13 protein-coding genes and 1 tRNA gene are annotated in these 16,233 nt (G+C 68.6%); 9 read left to right on the top strand and 5 right to left on the bottom strand.

Features of this window, described 5'->3' with window-relative positions:
- Positions 1 to 31: 31 nt before the first annotated feature.
- Genes ACIGXP_RS11425 through rpmH form a run of 5 tightly spaced genes read right to left on the bottom strand, consistent with a single transcriptional unit; the run spans position 32 to position 2,742 of the window.
- Positions 32 to 544, bottom strand: a complete 513-nt coding sequence (locus tag ACIGXP_RS11425) for a protein jag (protein WP_399766828.1) — start codon at positions 542 to 544, stop codon at positions 32 to 34.
- A gap of 15 nt (positions 545 to 559) precedes the next feature.
- The gene (gene yidC / locus ACIGXP_RS11420; RefSeq protein WP_399766825.1) at positions 560 to 1,846 is read right to left on the bottom strand and encodes a membrane protein insertase YidC; all 1,287 of its coding nucleotides are present in this window, start codon (positions 1,844 to 1,846) and stop codon (positions 560 to 562) included.
- Positions 1,847 to 1,849: 3 nt separating this feature from the next.
- The gene (gene yidD / locus ACIGXP_RS11415; RefSeq protein WP_363214132.1) at positions 1,850 to 2,215 is read right to left on the bottom strand and encodes a membrane protein insertion efficiency factor YidD; all 366 of its coding nucleotides are present in this window, start codon (positions 2,213 to 2,215) and stop codon (positions 1,850 to 1,852) included.
- Positions 2,212 to 2,583, bottom strand: a complete 372-nt coding sequence (gene rnpA / locus ACIGXP_RS11410; RefSeq protein WP_399766821.1) for a ribonuclease P protein component — start codon at positions 2,581 to 2,583, stop codon at positions 2,212 to 2,214. Before rnpA ends, yidD begins: the two co-directional genes overlap by 4 nt.
- A 21-nt stretch (positions 2,584 to 2,604) precedes the next feature.
- Positions 2,605 to 2,742: a 50S ribosomal protein L34 gene (rpmH, locus tag ACIGXP_RS11405; RefSeq protein WP_003956500.1), complete on the bottom strand. Its 138-nt coding sequence runs from the start codon at positions 2,740 to 2,742 to the stop codon at positions 2,605 to 2,607.
- Between the two features lie 393 nt (positions 2,743 to 3,135).
- Between rpmH and dnaA the strand changes: the two genes are divergently transcribed.
- From dnaA to ACIGXP_RS11360, 9 genes are all read left to right on the top strand, one after another.
- The gene (gene dnaA, locus ACIGXP_RS11400; protein WP_399766817.1) at positions 3,136 to 5,124 is read left to right on the top strand and encodes a chromosomal replication initiator protein DnaA; all 1,989 of its coding nucleotides are present in this window, start codon (positions 3,136 to 3,138) and stop codon (positions 5,122 to 5,124) included.
- 865 nt (positions 5,125 to 5,989) lie between these two features.
- Positions 5,990 to 7,120, top strand: a complete 1,131-nt coding sequence (gene dnaN / locus ACIGXP_RS11395; protein ID WP_363214135.1) for a DNA polymerase III subunit beta — start codon at positions 5,990 to 5,992, stop codon at positions 7,118 to 7,120.
- A gap of 183 nt (positions 7,121 to 7,303) precedes the next feature.
- On the top strand, positions 7,304 to 8,179 hold the full coding sequence (gene gnd, locus ACIGXP_RS11390; RefSeq protein ID WP_399766814.1) for a phosphogluconate dehydrogenase (NAD(+)-dependent, decarboxylating): 876 nt from the start codon (positions 7,304 to 7,306) through the stop codon (positions 8,177 to 8,179).
- A gap of 92 nt (positions 8,180 to 8,271) precedes the next feature.
- The gene (recF, locus tag ACIGXP_RS11385; protein ID WP_363214137.1) at positions 8,272 to 9,429 is read left to right on the top strand and encodes a DNA replication/repair protein RecF; all 1,158 of its coding nucleotides are present in this window, start codon (positions 8,272 to 8,274) and stop codon (positions 9,427 to 9,429) included.
- Positions 9,426 to 9,986 carry a DciA family protein gene (locus tag ACIGXP_RS11380; RefSeq protein ID WP_363214138.1) on the top strand — a complete coding sequence of 187 codons (561 nt, stop codon included), beginning with the start codon at positions 9,426 to 9,428 and terminating at the stop codon, positions 9,984 to 9,986. The genes recF and ACIGXP_RS11380 overlap by 4 nt, the downstream gene beginning before the upstream one ends.
- Positions 9,987 to 10,360: 374 nt before the next feature.
- Positions 10,361 to 12,457 (top strand): DNA topoisomerase (ATP-hydrolyzing) subunit B, encoded by a 2,097-nt coding sequence (gyrB, locus tag ACIGXP_RS11375; protein WP_363214139.1) that lies wholly within the window; start codon positions 10,361 to 10,363, stop codon positions 12,455 to 12,457.
- 42 nt (positions 12,458 to 12,499) lie between these two features.
- Positions 12,500 to 15,097 carry a DNA gyrase subunit A gene (gene gyrA, locus ACIGXP_RS11370; RefSeq protein ID WP_399766809.1) on the top strand — a complete coding sequence of 866 codons (2,598 nt, stop codon included), beginning with the start codon at positions 12,500 to 12,502 and terminating at the stop codon, positions 15,095 to 15,097.
- 18 nt (positions 15,098 to 15,115) lie between these two features.
- Positions 15,116 to 15,853, top strand: coding sequence for a DUF3566 domain-containing protein (locus tag ACIGXP_RS11365; RefSeq protein WP_363214142.1), 738 nt, complete (start codon positions 15,116 to 15,118; stop codon positions 15,851 to 15,853).
- 123 nt (positions 15,854 to 15,976) lie between these two features.
- Positions 15,977 to 16,053, top strand: a tRNA-Ile gene (locus ACIGXP_RS11360).
- Positions 16,054 to 16,233 lie beyond the last annotated feature (180 nt).

Below are 16,233 nucleotides of genomic sequence, written 5' to 3'. Positions count from 1 at the left end.
ACAGACGGGGCCGGTGAAACGTGGGGTCCGATCAGGCGGGCAGTACGACGACGAACCGCTGCGGCTCCTCGCCCTCGGACTCGCTGCGCAGTCCCACGGCCTTGACCGCGTCGTGCACGACCTTGCGTTCGAACGGAGTCATCGGCTTGAGCTTGACGGGCTCACCGGTGCTCTTCACCTCGGCGGCGGCCTTGGCGCCGATCTCGGACAGCTCGGCCCGCTTCTTGGCCCGGTAACCCGCGATGTCCAGCATCAGCCGGCTGCGGTCGCCGGTCTCCCGGTGCACGGCGAGGCGCGTCAGCTCCTGCAGTGCCTCCAGCACCTCGCCGTCCCGGCCGACCAGCTTCTGCAGGTCGCGGCTGCCGGTGTCACTGATGATCGACACGGAGGCGCGGTCGGCCTCGACATCCATGTCGATGTCGCCGTCGAGGTCGGCGATGTCCAGCAGACCCTCCAGGTAGTCCGCCGCGATCTCACCCTCCTGCTCCAGGCGGGTGAGGGTGTCTGCACCCTCGGCAGCGGCGGAGGTGGTGCCTTCCGTCACGGGATGGGCTCCTTCTTACTTCTTGGACGGGGACTTGGGCCGCTGCGGGCCACCCTTGCGCTGGCCGGACTGGGCCTTGCTGCGGGTGCCGGAGCCGGACTTCGGGGCCTGCTTGGCAGCCGCGGGCTTGGCGTCCTGCGGCTCGTCGGACTTCTCCAGCGAGGTGGACGAGGTGGTCCCGCCCGCCTGCTTGGGCCCGCCGGACTGACGCTGGGCCTTGGACTGGCGCTTGGGCTGCTGGCGCCGCGCCGCGGCGCCGGCTGCCGTCGAGGTGGTCTCCGCACCGTCTGCGGTCTCCACCTCGGCCTGGGCCACGCTCTTCACCACGGTGCCGTCGGCCTGGGCGGCGAGACCGGCCTTGTTCAGGGCGTTGATGAACTTCCGCTCGAACTCGTTGCGGTCGCGGCCCTTGGCGACGATCGCCTTGACGATGGTCTTCTCGCTGCGGCGACGGACCTTGCCGGCGTGCGTGACGTGCTTGGTCAGGCGCTCCAGGTAGGCGGCCTGGGCCTTGGAACCCGGGGTCGGGTTGTTGCGGATGACGTACATCTGCTGGCCCATGGTCCACACGTTGGTGGTCAGCCAGTAGACGAGGACACCGACCGGGAAGTTGATACCGAAGACGGCGAACATGACCGGGAAGACGTACATCAGCATCTTCTGCTGCTGCATGAACGGCGTCTTGACCGTCGTGTCGACGTTCTTCGTCATCAGCTGACGCTGCGTGTAGAACTGCGAGAACGACATCAGGACGATCATGACCGCGGTCACGACCCGGACGTCGGTCAGCGAGGCGCCGAGCGCTGCGACCGTCTCCGAGCTGTTCATGAACTTCGCGGCGAGCGGGGCGCCGAAGATGTGCGCATGACGGGCGCTGGCGAGCAGCGGCTCGTTGATGACGCCGATGGTCTTGCCCGTCGCGATGCCGTTGAGCACGTGATACAGGGCGAAGAAGAACGGGGACTGCGCCAGGATGGGAAGGCACGAGGAGAGCGGGTTGGTGCCCGTCTCCTTGTACAGCTTCATCATCTCTTCGGACTGGCGCTGCCGGTCGTTCTTGTAGCGCTCCTGGATCTTCTTCATCTCCGGCTGGAGCGTCTGCATCGCGCGCGTCGACTTGATCTGCTTCACGAAGAGCGGGATCAGGCAGATACGGATCAGGATCACCAGGGACACGATGGACAGGCCCCAGGCCCACCCGGTGTCAGGCCCGAAGATCGCCCCGTACACCTTGTGGAACTGGACGATGACCCAGGAGACGGGCCAGGTGATGAAACTGAAGAGGCTGGCAATCGTGTCCACTAATCATGCTCCTTGGGCATGGGACGAAGTCTCTGCGGCCGGGCTCGGAGGAAGCTCGGAAGAGAGCTTCTCTTCGGTGGCCGGTTCGGCGGCGGAGGGCCCGCCCCTGCGTGCACGCCAAGCGTCGCGCAGCATTTCGTGCCACCGCGGACGCTTGCGCGGCGGAACATGGTCCACACCGCCCAGCGACCACGGATTGCACCGGAGGATGCGCCAGGCGGTGAGTGCCGTTCCCTTGATCGCACCATGCCGGTCGATGGCCGTATAGCCGTAGTGGGAGCACGACGGGTAGTACTTGCACACCGGCCCCAGCAGTGGACTGATCGTCCACTGGTACAGCTTGATCAGAGCCAGCAGCGGGTACTTCATCGCGTGCCCCCTCCCAGCAGCCGCTGAAGGGCGGCATCCAGGTCTCGGGCCAGCTGTGCGTGGCCTGCGTCGCCCGCTCCGGGCAGCGCTCGTACGACTACCAGGCTACCGGGGGGAAACAGGGCGACTCGGTCACGCATCAGATGACGCAGTCTGCGCTTCACTTTGTTGCGCACGACCGCACCACCCACGGCCTTGCTCACGACGAAACCCGCACGCGTCGGGGGAGCGCTCTCCCCAGGCGCGTGCGGGTCCGTGGCACCGCTACGAAGGTGGACGACGAGAGTCGGGCGTCCTGCCCGGCGTCCTCGTCGGACCGCGGTCGCGAAGTCCTCGCGCCGCCTCAGCCGGTTCTCGGTAGGCAGCACGACGTCATGACCTGATCGAAATCAGGCGGACAGGCGGGCGCGACCCTTGCTACGGCGGGACGCGAGAATCGCGCGGCCGGCACGGGTGCGCATACGCAGCCGGAAGCCGTGGGTCTTCGCGCGACGACGGTTGTTCGGCTGGAAGGTGCGCTTGCTCACTCGGGGGCTCCAGAAAATCGGTAGTGGCGGGGTGCCGTCTTGGCTGTCACCGTGCGCCCACGAGTAGCTCGCGTCACGCCCGAGTGCACCGCTTCCCGATCACCTGACGTGATCTGTGCCCATCGGAGGCAGGCGGCAGCAGCCATCGACAACTCGACCTGGTTACGGTACGCGGGGCTACGCCATCCGGTCAAACCGAGAGTCACGGAGAGACACTATCCACAGGCTGGGGACAACAACTTGAACCGCACCCGCCGCGCTGACTACCGTGGCTGGACTCCGATTCGTTCTTTTGTCCCCCGCCCCGGCGGGTTTGACCCACCGACCACCCGATGTACACCCCGACCCGTTCCGCGATCACACGTTCGTGGGACCTGTGAGAGAGCGTGCCCTGTGGCTGACGTACCTGCCGATCTTGCCGCAGTGTGGCCACGAGTACTGGAGCAGCTCCTCGGAGAGGGCCGCGGACAGGGTGTCGAGGCGAAGGACGAACACTGGATCCGGCGCTGCCAGCCGCTCGCGCTGGTGGCGGACACCGCTCTGCTCGCCGTACCGAACGAATTCGCGAAGGGTGTCCTGGAGGGCCGTCTCGCGCCGGTCGTCAGCGAGACGCTGAGCCGCGAGTGCGGCCGCCCCATCCGCATCGCGATCACCGTGGACGACTCCGCCGGCGAGCCGCAGGCTCCCGCGGCGCCGGTGCAGCAGACGCCGAAGCCGCGCTACGAGGAGCCGGAGCTGCCGTCCGGCCCGTCGTACGAGGAACGGTCCTACGAGGAGCGGTCGTACGAGGGCTACGGCCGCCACCGCGCCGCCGAACAGCCGCCTGCCGACCATCAGACCCGCGCCGACCAGCTTCCCGCCGTGCGCCCGGCCTACCCTTCCGAGTACCAGCGCCGCGAGCCCGGCAGCTGGCCGCGTCCCGCTCAGGACGAGTACGGCTGGCAGCAGCCGCGCCTCGGCTTCCCCGAGCGCGACCCGTACGCCTCGCCGTCGTCCCAGGACGCCTACGGCTCCGGTCCGGACGCCTACGGCCCGCCGTCGTCGGACTACCGCCCGCAGGGCATGGACCGGTCGCCGTACGAGCAGCAGCGCGGCGAGTACGACAGCCCGCGCGCGGACTACGACCCCGGGCGCCCCGACTATGACTCCGCGCGCCCCGAGTACGAACCGGCGCGCGCCGAGTACGACCAGCGCGACCCCGTCCGCCGTGAGCTGCCCGAGCAACCGGCGGGCGCCGGCCCGGCGCACCGCGGCGGTCCCGGCCGCCCGGACCTGCCCGCGACCGGCGGCACCGGAGCGCCCGGCCCGCTCGCCGCACAGCCCGCGCCGGCGAGCGGCCCCGGCGAGCCGACGGCACGGCTGAACCCCAAGTACCTCTTCGACACGTTCGTCATCGGCGCCTCCAACCGGTTCGCGCACGCCGCCGCCGTCGCCGTGGCCGAGGCACCGGCCAAGGCCTACAACCCGCTCTTCATCTACGGGGAGTCGGGACTCGGCAAGACGCACCTGCTGCACGCGATCGGGCACTACGCGCGCAGCCTCTACCCGGGTACGCGGGTGCGGTACGTCAGCTCGGAGGAGTTCACCAACGAGTTCATCAACTCCATCCGCGACGGCAAGGGCGACAGCTTCCGCAAGCGCTACCGCGAGATGGACATCCTGCTGGTCGACGACATCCAGTTCCTCGCGGACAAGGAGTCGACGCAGGAGGAGTTCTTCCACACCTTCAACACGCTCCACAACGCCAACAAGCAGATCGTGCTGTCCTCCGACCGGCCGCCCAAGCAGCTGGTCACGCTGGAGGACCGGCTGCGGAACCGTTTCGAGTGGGGTCTGATCACCGACGTCCAGCCGCCCGAGCTGGAGACGCGCATCGCGATCCTGCGCAAGAAGGCGGTGCAGGAGCAGCTGAACGCGCCGCCGGAGGTGCTGGAGTTCATCGCCTCCCGGATCTCCCGGAACATCCGTGAGCTGGAGGGCGCGCTGATCCGGGTGACGGCGTTCGCCTCGCTCAATCGCCAGCCGGTGGACCTGGGCCTGACCGAGATCGTCCTGAAGGACCTGATCCCCGGCGGCGAGGACACCGCGCCCGAGATCACGGCCACGGCGATCATGGCGGCCACCGCGGACTACTTCGGGCTGACGGTGGAGGATCTGTGCGGTACGTCGCGCGGGCGGGCCCTGGTCACCGCGCGGCAGATCGCCATGTACCTGTGCCGTGAGCTGACGGATCTGTCATTGCCGAAGATCGGGGCGCAGTTCGGCGGGCGCGACCATACGACCGTGATGCACGCCGACCGCAAGATCCGGGCGCTGATGGCCGAGCGGCGGTCGATCTACAACCAGGTGACCGAGCTGACCAACCGGATCAAGAACGGGTGAGGTGCGGCTGACGCCGGCTGCACGACTGCGCCGAGGGCGCCTTCGGGATACGGATCCCGGGGGCGCCCTTCGCCATGTGGGTGCGTTCCCTGTTCGCCACCAGGTGTTCGATTTTCCGCCGGGTTACGGCTGCTCTCCACAGATTCGGGGACTTTTTTCCATCCACATCCTGGGGACTGCGGAGTTGTCCCGAACGGCGTCCACAGGTAGTCGGCTCATACGCCGTTCGTCCAGCTCAGCAGCCTGTGGAATCGTGGATGAACGATCTCCACAGACTGTGGACAAGGGAAGGATCCACAGGCTGTGCACGGAGTTGTCCACCGACGACCCACAGGCCGATGCCGGTTGTCCCCAGCAATACCCGGCTTCTCCACATGGCTGTCCACTGTTCGGCAACGCGACGCACCCTCTCACCGCGTCGAGTGAAAGCCGTCACACGAAGGTGCCGGGTTGGGGTGTGGGAAACGTGGGTAAACCTGGGGACGCAGCTGGGGAGAACTGCCCTCAGGCTGTGGGCGGAGTGTGCAGAACTTTCTGTTCTCCACAGACACCCCTGGTTGTCCACCGCCTCCACCCACAGGCCCCGTGGACAAAATTCCGGCCCTGAGCTGGGCAAACGAGGTTATCCACGGTATCCACAGGCCCTACTACTACTCCCGACTAGAGAGAGCTCGGCAATCGTTTTGAAGCGGGGCCTGTGCACAACTCGCTGTCTCGCGCCCGACTGCCCCTAGGAGCGACTTGACCCCGACGGGCACCTACTGTCAGTGCCGTGCGTCAGACTGGTCCCCGGTGTCCTTCCCTCCGCAGTGAGCGGTGACACCGAGTCGGAGGACTCAGTAGCAACAGCAGGAGGCGGCTTACGGTGAAGATCCGGGTGGAACGCGACGTACTCGCGGAGGCAGTGGCGTGGGCGGCACGCAGCCTCCCGGCCCGTCCGCCGGCGCCTGTCCTCGCCGGCCTCCTCCTCAAGGCCGAGGACGGCCAGCTGAGCCTGTCGAGCTTCGACTACGAGGTCTCCGCGCGCGTGTCCGTGGAAGCCGAGGTCGAGGAGGAGGGCACCGTCCTCGTCTCCGGCCGGCTGCTCGCCGACATCTCCCGCGCGCTGCCCAACCGGCCGGTGGAGATTTCCACAGACGGTGTACGGGCGACGGTGGTCTGCGGGTCCTCCCGGTTCACCCTGCACACCCTGCCTGTGGAGGAATACCCGGCGCTGCCGCAGATGCCGAACGCGACCGGTACGGTCCCCGGCGAGGTCTTCGCGGCCGCCGTCTCCCAGGTGGCCATCGCCGCCGGCCGTGACGACACGCTGCCCGTCCTCACCGGTGTGCGCATCGAGATCGAGGGCGACACGGTCACCCTGGCCTCCACCGACCGCTACCGCTTCGCCGTCCGCGAGTTCCTGTGGAAGCCGGAGAACCCGGACGCCTCCGCGGTCGCCCTGGTCCCGGCCAAGACGCTGCTGGACACCGCCAAGTCGCTCGGCGCCGGTGACAGCGTGACGCTGGCGCTGTCCGGCTCGGGCGCGGGCGAGGGCCTGATCGGTTTCGAGGGCGCCGGGCGTCGTACGACCACGCGGCTGCTGGAGGGCGACCTGCCGAAGTACCGCACGCTGTTCCCGACCGAGTTCAACTCCGTCGCCGTGATCGAGACCGCGCCCTTCGTGGAGGCCGTCAAGCGTGTGGCGCTGGTGGCCGAGCGCAACACCCCGGTGCGACTGAGCTTCGAGAAGGGTGTGCTGATCCTGGAGGCCGGGTCCAGCGACGACGCACAGGCTGTGGAAAGGGTCGACGCCCAGCTGGACGGCGACGACATCTCCATCGCCTTCAACCCGACGTTCCTGCTGGACGGTCTGAGCGCGATCGACTCCCCGGTGGCCCAGCTGTCGTTCACGACGTCCACGAAGCCGGCGCTCCTCAGTGGGAAGCCGGCGGTGGATGCCGAGGCCGACGACGCGTACAAGTACCTGATCATGCCGGTGCGGCTGAGCGGCTGAGCGGCCGACCTTTTTCCACAGCTGTGCATGGTGCCGGGTGCTCTCACGGGTGCCCGGCACCGCAGGTCAGGGGCGTAACGCATGAGCGGGTATGCCCACAACTGTGCGTGACTGGGCGGGTTTAGGCTCGCCTTCGGCACCTCGTGCCTCTCACGCCACACAGCGACCTAAGGAACACAACTGATGGAGCTCGGTCTCGTCGGCCTCGGCAAGATGGGCGGCAACATGCGCGAGCGGATCCGCCGCGCGGGCCACACCGTCATCGGATACGACCGCAACGCGGACCTCGCGGATGTCCACAGCCTGGAAGAGCTTGTGGGCAAGCTCAGCGGTCCGCGCGTGGTCTGGGTGATGGTCCCGGCCGGCGAGCCCACCCAGTCGACCATCGACCAGCTCGCCGAGCTGCTGGAGCCCGGCGACGTGGTCGTGGACGGCGGCAACTCCCGCTGGACGGACGACGAGCGGCACGCCGAGGAGCTGGCGGCCAAGGGCATAGGCTTCGTCGACTGCGGTGTCTCCGGCGGCGTGTGGGGCCTGGAGAACGGGTACGCGCTGATGTACGGCGGCGACGCCGAGAACGTCGCCAAGGTGCAGCCGGTCTTCGACGCGCTGAAGCCGGCGGGCGACTTCGGCTCGGTGCACGCCGGCAAGGTCGGCGCGGGCCACTTCGCGAAGATGGTCCACAACGGCATCGAATACGCGATGATGCAGGCGTACGCCGAGGGCTGGGAGCTGCTGGAGAAGGTCGACTCCGTCACGGACGTCCGCGAGGTGTTCCGCTCGTGGCAGGAGGGCACCGTCATCCGGTCCTGGCTGCTGGACCTCGCCGTCAACGCCCTCGACGAGGACGAGCACCTGGAGGGCCTGCGCGGTTATGCACAGGACTCCGGTGAGGGACGCTGGACCGTGGAGGCCGCGATCGACCACGCGGTGCCGCTGCCGGCGATCACCGCGTCGCTGTTCGCGCGGTTCGCCTCCCGTCAGGAGGACTCGCCGCAGATGAAGATGATCGCCGCGCTGCGCAACCAGTTCGGCGGTCACGCCGTAGAGAAGAAGTAGTCCACAAGGACCCGCAGGGATCCACAGGGCCGCCCCGCGAGGCCCGGGATCCACAGTCCATCAGCACTCTGGGGAAGGCCGGCGGAACGACCATGCACGTCACGCATCTTTCGCTGGCCGACTTCCGCTCGTACGCCCGGGCCGAGGTTCCGCTCGATCCGGGCGTCACCGCATTCGTCGGCCCGAACGGGCAGGGCAAGACCAATCTGGTGGAGGCGGTCGGATACCTCGCCACCCTCGGCAGCCACCGGGTCGCCTCCGACGCCCCCCTCGTCCGCATGGGCGCCGAGCGCGCCGTCATCCGGGCGCAGGTCCGCCAGGGCGACCGGCAGCAGCTGGTCGAGCTGGAGCTGAACCCCGGCAGGGCCAACCGTGCCCGCATCAACCGGTCCTCGCAGGTCAGACCGAGGGACGTGCTGGGGATCGTACGGACCGTGCTGTTCGCGCCCGAGGATCTCGCCCTCGTCAAAGGCGACCCGGGGGAACGGCGGCGGTTCCTCGACGAGCTGATCACCGCCCGGTCACCGCGCATGGCCGGGGTGCGCTCCGACTACGAGCGCGTGCTCAAGCAGCGGAACACCCTGCTCAAGACGGCCGCCCTGGCGCGTCGGCACGGCGCGCGGAGGGGGGCACCTGCCGGGCGAGCGGATTCGAGCCCGGGGGCGGATCTGTCCACGCTCGACGTGTGGGACCAGCATCTGGCGCGTGCGGGCGCCGAGCTGCTCGCGCAGCGGCTGGACCTGATCGCCGCGCTGCAGCCGCTGGCCGACAAGGCGTACGAGCAGCTGGCCCCCGGCGGCGGGCCGCTGGCGCTGGAGTACAAGCCGTCCGCGCCCGGCGAGGCCCATACGCGCGAGGACCTCTACACCCAGCTGATGGCGGCCCTGGCCGAGGCGCGCAAGCAGGAGATCGAGCGCGGTGTCACCCTTGTCGGCCCGCACCGGGACGATGTGATTCTCAAACTCGGTCAGCTGCCGGCCAAGGGGTACGCCTCGCACGGCGAGTCCTGGTCCTACGCGCTCGCTCTGCGGCTGGCCTCCTACGACCTGCTGCGGGCCGAGGGCAACGAACCGGTGCTGGTCCTGGACGACGTCTTCGCCGAGCTGGACACGCGCCGACGCGAGCGGCTGGCCGAGCTGGTCGCGCCCGGTGAGCAGGTGCTGGTCACCGCGGCCGTGGACGACGACGTACCGCATGTGCTGGCCGGGGCGCGATACGCCGTGTCCGGCGGGACGGTGGAGCGCGTATGAGCACCGGCGAACCCGCTCCCGGGAAGGCTCCGGGACCCACCCCGCAGAACGTTCCGGAACCCTCCGGCGTCGACCTCGCGCGCGTGGCGTTGCGCGCGGCGAAGGAACAGGCACGCGCGCGGGGTGACGCGGCGCGGCAGAAGAAGCAGGCGCGGCGCGGCGGTGGGCTGCGCTCCGGTGCGCGCGCCGACGGGCGCGACCCCATGGCGCTGGGTGCCGCGATCAACCGGCTGCTGACCGAGCGCGGCTGGGAGACCCCCGCGGCGGTGGGCGGTGTGATGGGCCGCTGGCCGCAGATCGTCGGCGAGGACCTGGCCAAGCACTGTGTGCCGCAGCGGTACGACGAGGACGAGCGGGTGCTGGTCGTGAGCTGCGACTCGACGGCCTGGGCGACCCAGCTGCGCCACCTCGCGCCCGCGCTGGTCGCCCGCCTCAACGAGGACCTGGGGCACGGCACCGTGCGGATGATCAAGGTGCTCAATCCGGGCGGTCCGGCCCGCCGCTACGGTCCGCTGCGGGCTCCGGGGAGCTCCGGGCCCGGCGATACGTACGGGTGACGTACATCACGTTGGAGCGGGGGGCGGTGCCGTGTGCGTGCCGCCGTATCACAGGTGTGGACGGCCGTCGTGGCGCGGGCGGACGGCCATCTGACCCCCCGGTAGCCAAGGGTTGACGGCTCGAAGCGCTGAGTGCCGCTGTGAGCCCCTTGGAGCCCCCATCCGTATATCGGGACCCGGTCGAGGCCGGTTCAGGGCGGCACATGGGGACTCAGGTACCGGCAAACCCCCATCGATGTCAGAGCTACCGGTAGACTGGAAGACAATCCCGCCCCATCGTGGGGACCGCCCGGGAAAAGCTGAGCAACGCTGATCAAGGCTTACCAACGCAACATGCCGCAGCCGCTCCGGCAACCTGCCGACGAGCCCGGCTCGTGCTGTGCCAGAAAGGGCGCTTCGTGGCCGATTCCGGCAACCCCAACGAGAACATCCCGTCCACCGACGCCGGCGTGCACGGCGAGCCCGCCGAGGCCCCCGTGAACAGCGAGGCAGCAGCCTCCGCCTCCTACGACGCCAGCGCCATCACCGTGCTCGAAGGGCTGGACGCGGTCCGCAAGCGGCCCGGCATGTACATCGGTTCCACGGGCGAGCGCGGTCTGCACCACCTGGTGTACGAGGTCGTCGACAACTCCGTCGACGAGGCGCTGGCCGGGTACGCGGACACGATCGACGTCACGATCCTCGCCGACGGCGGCGTCCGGGTCGTCGACAACGGCCGTGGCATCCCGGTGGGCATCGTGCCCTCCGAGGGCAAGCCGGCCGTCGAGGTCGTGCTGACCGTGCTGCACGCCGGCGGCAAGTTCGGCGGCGGCGGTTACGCCGTCTCCGGCGGTCTGCACGGTGTGGGCGTGTCCGTCGTGAACGCGCTGTCCACGAAGGTCGCCGTCGAGGTGAGGACGGACGGCCACCGGTGGACGCAGGACTACAAGATGGGCGTCCCGACGGCCCCGCTCGCCCAGCACGAGGCGACCGAGCGGACCGGCACGTCGGTCACCTTCTGGGCCGACCCGGAGATCTTCGAGACCACCGAGTACTCCTTCGAGACGCTGTCGCGGCGTTTCCAGGAGATGGCGTTCCTCAACAAGGGTTTGACGATCAAACTCACCGACGAGCGCGAGTCCGCGAAGGCCACCAGCGGCGCGGACGAGGCGGGTGCGGACGAGAAGGCCGAGGTCAAGACCGTCACGTACTACTACGAGGGCGGCATCGTCGACTTCGTGAAGTACCTCAACTCCCGCAAGGGAGAGGCGGTTCACCCCACCGTCATCGACCTGGAGGCGGAGGACAAGGACAAGAGCCTGTCCCTCGAGGTCGCGATGCAGTGGAACAGCGGCTACACCGAGGGCGTGTACTCCTTCGCGAACATCATCCACACGCACGAGGGCGGTACCCACGAAGAGGGCTTCCGCGCCGCGCTGACGTCGCTGATCAACAAGTACGCGCGCGACAAGAAGCTGCTGCGCGAGAAGGACGACAACCTCACCGGTGACGACATCCGCGAGGGTCTGACCGCGATCATCTCGGTCAAGCTGAGCGAGCCTCAGTTCGAGGGCCAGACGAAGACCAAGCTGGGCAACACGGAGGCCAAGACCTTCGTGCAGAAGGCGGTCTACGAGCACCTCAACGACTGGCTGGACCGCAACCCGGTCGAGGCCGCGGACATCATCCGCAAGGGCATCCAGGCGGCCACCGCGCGCGTGGCGGCCCGCAAGGCCCGCGACCTGACCCGCCGCAAGGGCCTGCTGGAGTCGGCGTCCCTGCCCGGCAAGCTCTCCGACTGCCAGTCGAACGACCCCACCAAGTGCGAGATCTTCATCGTCGAGGGTGACTCCGCCGGCGGCTCGGCCAAGTCCGGCCGCAACCCGCAGTACCAGGCGATCCTCCCGATCCGCGGCAAGATCCTGAACGTGGAGAAGGCCAGGATCGACAAGATCCTGCAGAACCAGGAGATCCAGGCGCTGATCTCGGCCTTCGGCACGGGTGTGCACGAGGACTTCGACATCGAGAAGCTCCGCTATCACAAGATCATCCTGATGGCGGACGCCGACGTCGACGGCCAGCACATCAGCACCCTGCTGCTGACCTTCCTGTTCCGCTTCATGCGGCCGCTGGTCGAGGCCGGGCACGTGTACCTGTCCCGTCCCCCGCTGTACAAGATCAAGTGGGGCCGGGACGACGTGGAGTACGCCTACTCGGACCGCGAGCGCGACGCACTGATCGAGATGGGCCGCCAGCGCGGCAAGCGTGTCCGTGAGGACTCGATCCAGCGCTTCAAGGGTCTCGGCGAGATGAACGCCGAGGAGCTGCGCGTGACCACGATGGACCAGGAGCACCGGGTCCTGGGCCAGGTCACCCTGGACGACGCCGCCCAGGCCGACGACCTGTTCTCGGTCCTGATGGGCGAGGACGTCGAGGCCCGGCGCCAGTTCATCCAGCGCAACGCCAAGGACGTCCGCTTCCTCGACATCTGAGTCGGTCTCAGCTGACCGCACCAGGAAGGATCTTCACCAGCAATGGCCGACGAGAACACACCGCAAAGCCCTGAGACCGAGGGCGGCGAACTCGCGATGCGCGTCGAGCCCGTCGGGCTCGAGACGGAGATGCAGCGTTCGTACCTGGACTACGCGATGTCCGTCATCGTGTCCCGTGCGCTGCCGGACGTCCGGGACGGTCTCAAGCCCGTCCACCGGCGCGTGCTGTACGCGATGTACGACGGCGGCTACCGCCCCGAGCGCGGCTTCTACAAGTGCGCCCGCGTGGTCGGCGACGTCATGGGCAACTACCACCCGCACGGCGACAGTTCGATCTACGACGCGCTGGTGCGCCTCGCCCAGCCGTGGTCGATGCGGATGCCGCTGGTGGACTCCAACGGCAACTTCGGCTCCCCGGGCAACGACCCCGCGGCCGCCATGCGGTACACCGAGTGCAAGATGGCGCCGCTGTCGATGGAGATGGTCCGTGACATCGACGAGGAGACCGTCGACTTCACGGACAACTACGACGGCCGCTCCCAGGAGCCGACGGTCCTGCCGGCCCGCTTCCCGAACCTGCTGATCAACGGCTCGGCCGGTATCGCGGTCGGCATGGCGACCAACATCCCGCCGCACAACCTGCGCGAGGTCGCCGCCGGCGCCCAGTGGTACCTGGAGAACCCCGAGGTCTCGCACGAGGAGCTGCTGGACGCGCTCATGGAGCGCATCAAGGGCCCCGACTTCCCGACCGGCGCGCTCGTCGTCGGCCGCAAGGGCATCGAGGAGGCGTACCGCACAGGGCGCGGCTCCATCACGATGCGCGCGGTGGTCGAGGTCGAGGAGATCCAGGGCCGGCAGTGCCTGGTGGTCACCGAGCTGCCGTACCAGGTGAACCCGGACAATCTGGCGCAGAAGATCGCCGACCTGGTGAAGGACGGCAAGATCGGCGGCATCGCGGACGTCCGTGACGAGACCAGCTCCCGCACGGGCCAGCGCCTCGTCATCGTCCTCAAGCGGGACGCGGTCGCCAAGGTCGTGCTGAACAACCTGTACAAGCACACCGACCTGCAGACGAACTTCGGCGCGAACATGCTGGCGCTGGTGGACGGGGTACCGCGCACCCTCTCGCTGGACGCGTTCATCCGGCACTGGGTGACGCACCAGATCGAGGTCATCGTCCGCCGCACCCGTTTCCGGCTGCGCAAGGCGGAGGAGCGCGCGCACATCCTGCGCGGCCTCCTCAAGGCCCTGGACGCCATCGACGAGGTCATCGCGCTGATCCGGCGCAGTGAGACCGTCGATGTCGCGCGCACCGGCCTGATGGACCTGCTGGAGATCGACGAGATCCAGGCCAACGCGATCCTGGAGATGCAGCTGCGGCGCCTGGCGGCCCTGGAGCGGCAGAAGATCGTCCAGGAGCACGACGAACTCCAGGCGAAGATCAACGAGTACAACGAGATCCTCGCCTCCCCGGTCCGCCAGCGCGGGATCGTCAGCGAGGAGCTGGCCGCGATCGTCGAGAAGTACGGCGACGACCGCGCGACCAAGCTGATCCCGTACGAGGGCGACATGTCCATCGAGGACCTGATCGCCGAGGAGGACATCGTCGTCACGGTCACGCGCGGCGGCTATGTCAAGCGGACCAAGACGGACGACTACCGGGCGCAGAAGCGCGGCGGCAAGGGCGTGCGCGGCACGAAGCTGAAGGAAGACGACATCGTCGACCACTTCTTCGTCTCCACCACCCACCACTGGCTGCTGTTCTTCACCAACAAGGGCCGGGTGTACCGGGCGAAGGCGTACGAGCTGCCCGAGGCCGGCCGGGACGCGCGCGGACAGCACGTGGCCAACCTGCTGGCCTTCCAGCCGGACGAGGCGATCGCCGAGATCCTCGCGATCCGGGACTACGAGGCGGCGCCGTACCTGGTGCTGGCCACCAAGTCCGGTCTGGTCAAGAAGACGCCTCTGAAGGATTACGATTCGCCCCGCTCCGGCGGCGTGATCGCGATCAACCTGCGCGAGCGCGAGGACGGAACGGACGACGAGCTGATCGGTGCCGAGCTGGTCTCGGCCGACGACGATCTGCTTCTGATCAGCAAGAAGGCACAGTCGATCCGGTTCACCGCCTCGGACGAGTCCCTGCGCCCGATGGGCCGCGCCACCTCCGGCGTCAAGGGGATGAGTTTCCGTGAAGGCGATGAACTTCTGTCGATGAATGTTGTTCGACCCGGTACGTTCGTGTTCACTGCCACCGACGGTGGGTACGCGAAGCGGACCGCCGTCGACGAGTACCGCGTCCAGGGCCGCGGCGGCCTCGGCATCAAGGCCGCCAAGATCGTGGAGGACCGCGGTTCGCTCGTCGGCGCGCTGGTCGTCGAGGAGAGTGACGAGATCCTCGCGATCACCCTCTCCGGCGGTGTGATTCGCACGCGAGTCAGCGAGGTCAGGGAGACGGGCCGTGACACCATGGGCGTCCAACTGATCAACCTGGGCAAGCGCGATGCCGTGGTCGGTATCGCACGTAACGCCGAGGCGGGGCGCGAGGCGGAGGAAGTCGACGGCGACGTGGCCGTGGACGAGACCGCCGAAGGTGCCGCGACCACCGGCACGGACGAGGGTGAGGCACCCTCGGCCGAGTAGCACGAGGAGTGAGTCATCGTGAGCGGAGCCACGGGCGCCGGATCGGCCGGTACCTCCACGGGTACGGAAACGGACGGCGGCGGCCGTGGCTCCGCCGCGAACGGGACGGGTGCGGGGAGCATGGCCGACCCGCACACGACCAACCTGAAGCCGGTGCAGGTGTCCGGTACGGACTCCGCCGGCACGTCTGGACCCCAGGGGGGCACTGTGACGGACACCCGAGGACCGGCCGCGGCCGGCGAGGCCCAGCAGCCGGCGTCCCCGCTCCCCGGTGAGCGGCGCCCGGAGCAGCCCGCCGGGCCGTACCACCCGCCGCAGGCCTATCCGGCGCAGGCCCCGGCCGGCGCCGTACGCCGCCCCCGCACCGGCGCGCGCACGGCCCCGCGCACCCGCAAGGCCCGGCTGCGCGTGGCCAAGGCCGACCCGTGGTCGGTGATGAAGGTCAGCTTCCTGCTCTCCATCGCGCTCGGCATCTGCACGATCGTCGCCTCGGCGGTGCTGTGGATGGTCATGGACGCGATGGGCGTGTTCTCGACGGTGGGCGGCACGATCTCGGAGGCGACCGGCTCGAACGAGGCGAACGGCTTCGATCTCCAGGCGTTCCTGTCGCTCCCCCACGTGCTGATGTTCACGACGGTCATCGCGGTCATCGACGTGGTCCTGGCCACGGCGCTCGCGACACTCGGCGCGTTCGTCTACAACCTCTCCGCGGGCTTCGTGGGCGGCATCGAGCTGACCCTGGCGGAGGACGAGTGACCGCCTTCCGACGCCCTGCGGGTTCCTGACCTGACAGTCCCCCGACAACCGATTTTGGGACTGACGTGGTCGTGCGCTAATCTTCAGGAGTCAGCGCGCGGAACACACACCGCAAAGCGCGGCGGGGCTATAGCTCAGTTGGTTAGAGCGCATCCCTGATAAGGATGAGGCCACAGGTTCAAATCCTGTTAGCCCCACCAGTTCGACGACCCCCAGCCGGTATCGGTTCGGGGGTCTTCGGCATTCGAGGGCCCGGCCCCGCACGGGAACAGAAAAGGCCCGACCGCTGGCGACGGGGGATGCACCAGCGATCGGGCTGTGGCCAAGGGTAACAAGCCTCGGCGCCTGGCGGGGGAAGTCGGGCAGGAATAAGCCAGATT

It is taken from the genome of Streptomyces sp. NPDC053069 (genome assembly GCF_044546895.1).
Taxonomy (GTDB): Bacteria; Actinomycetota; Actinomycetes; order Streptomycetales; family Streptomycetaceae; genus Streptomyces.
The sequence above is the reverse complement of the archived record's forward strand: the minus strand, read 5'-3'. Positions and strand labels throughout refer to the sequence as shown.

Excerpts from the sequence above, each read along its gene's own strand:
- gyrA (WP_399766809.1), top strand. The coding sequence starts at position 12,500 with ATGGCCGACGAGAACACACCGCAAAGCCCTGAGACCGAGGGCGGCGAA.
- gnd (WP_399766814.1), top strand. The coding sequence starts at position 7,304 with ATGGAGCTCGGTCTCGTCGGCCTCGGCAAGATGGGCGGCAACATGCGC.
- yidD (WP_363214132.1), bottom strand. The coding sequence starts at position 2,215 with ATGAAGTACCCGCTGCTGGCTCTGATCAAGCTGTACCAGTGGACGATC.
- ACIGXP_RS11380 (WP_363214138.1), top strand. The coding sequence starts at position 9,426 with ATGAGCACCGGCGAACCCGCTCCCGGGAAGGCTCCGGGACCCACCCCG.
- recF (WP_363214137.1), top strand. The coding sequence starts at position 8,272 with ATGCACGTCACGCATCTTTCGCTGGCCGACTTCCGCTCGTACGCCCGG.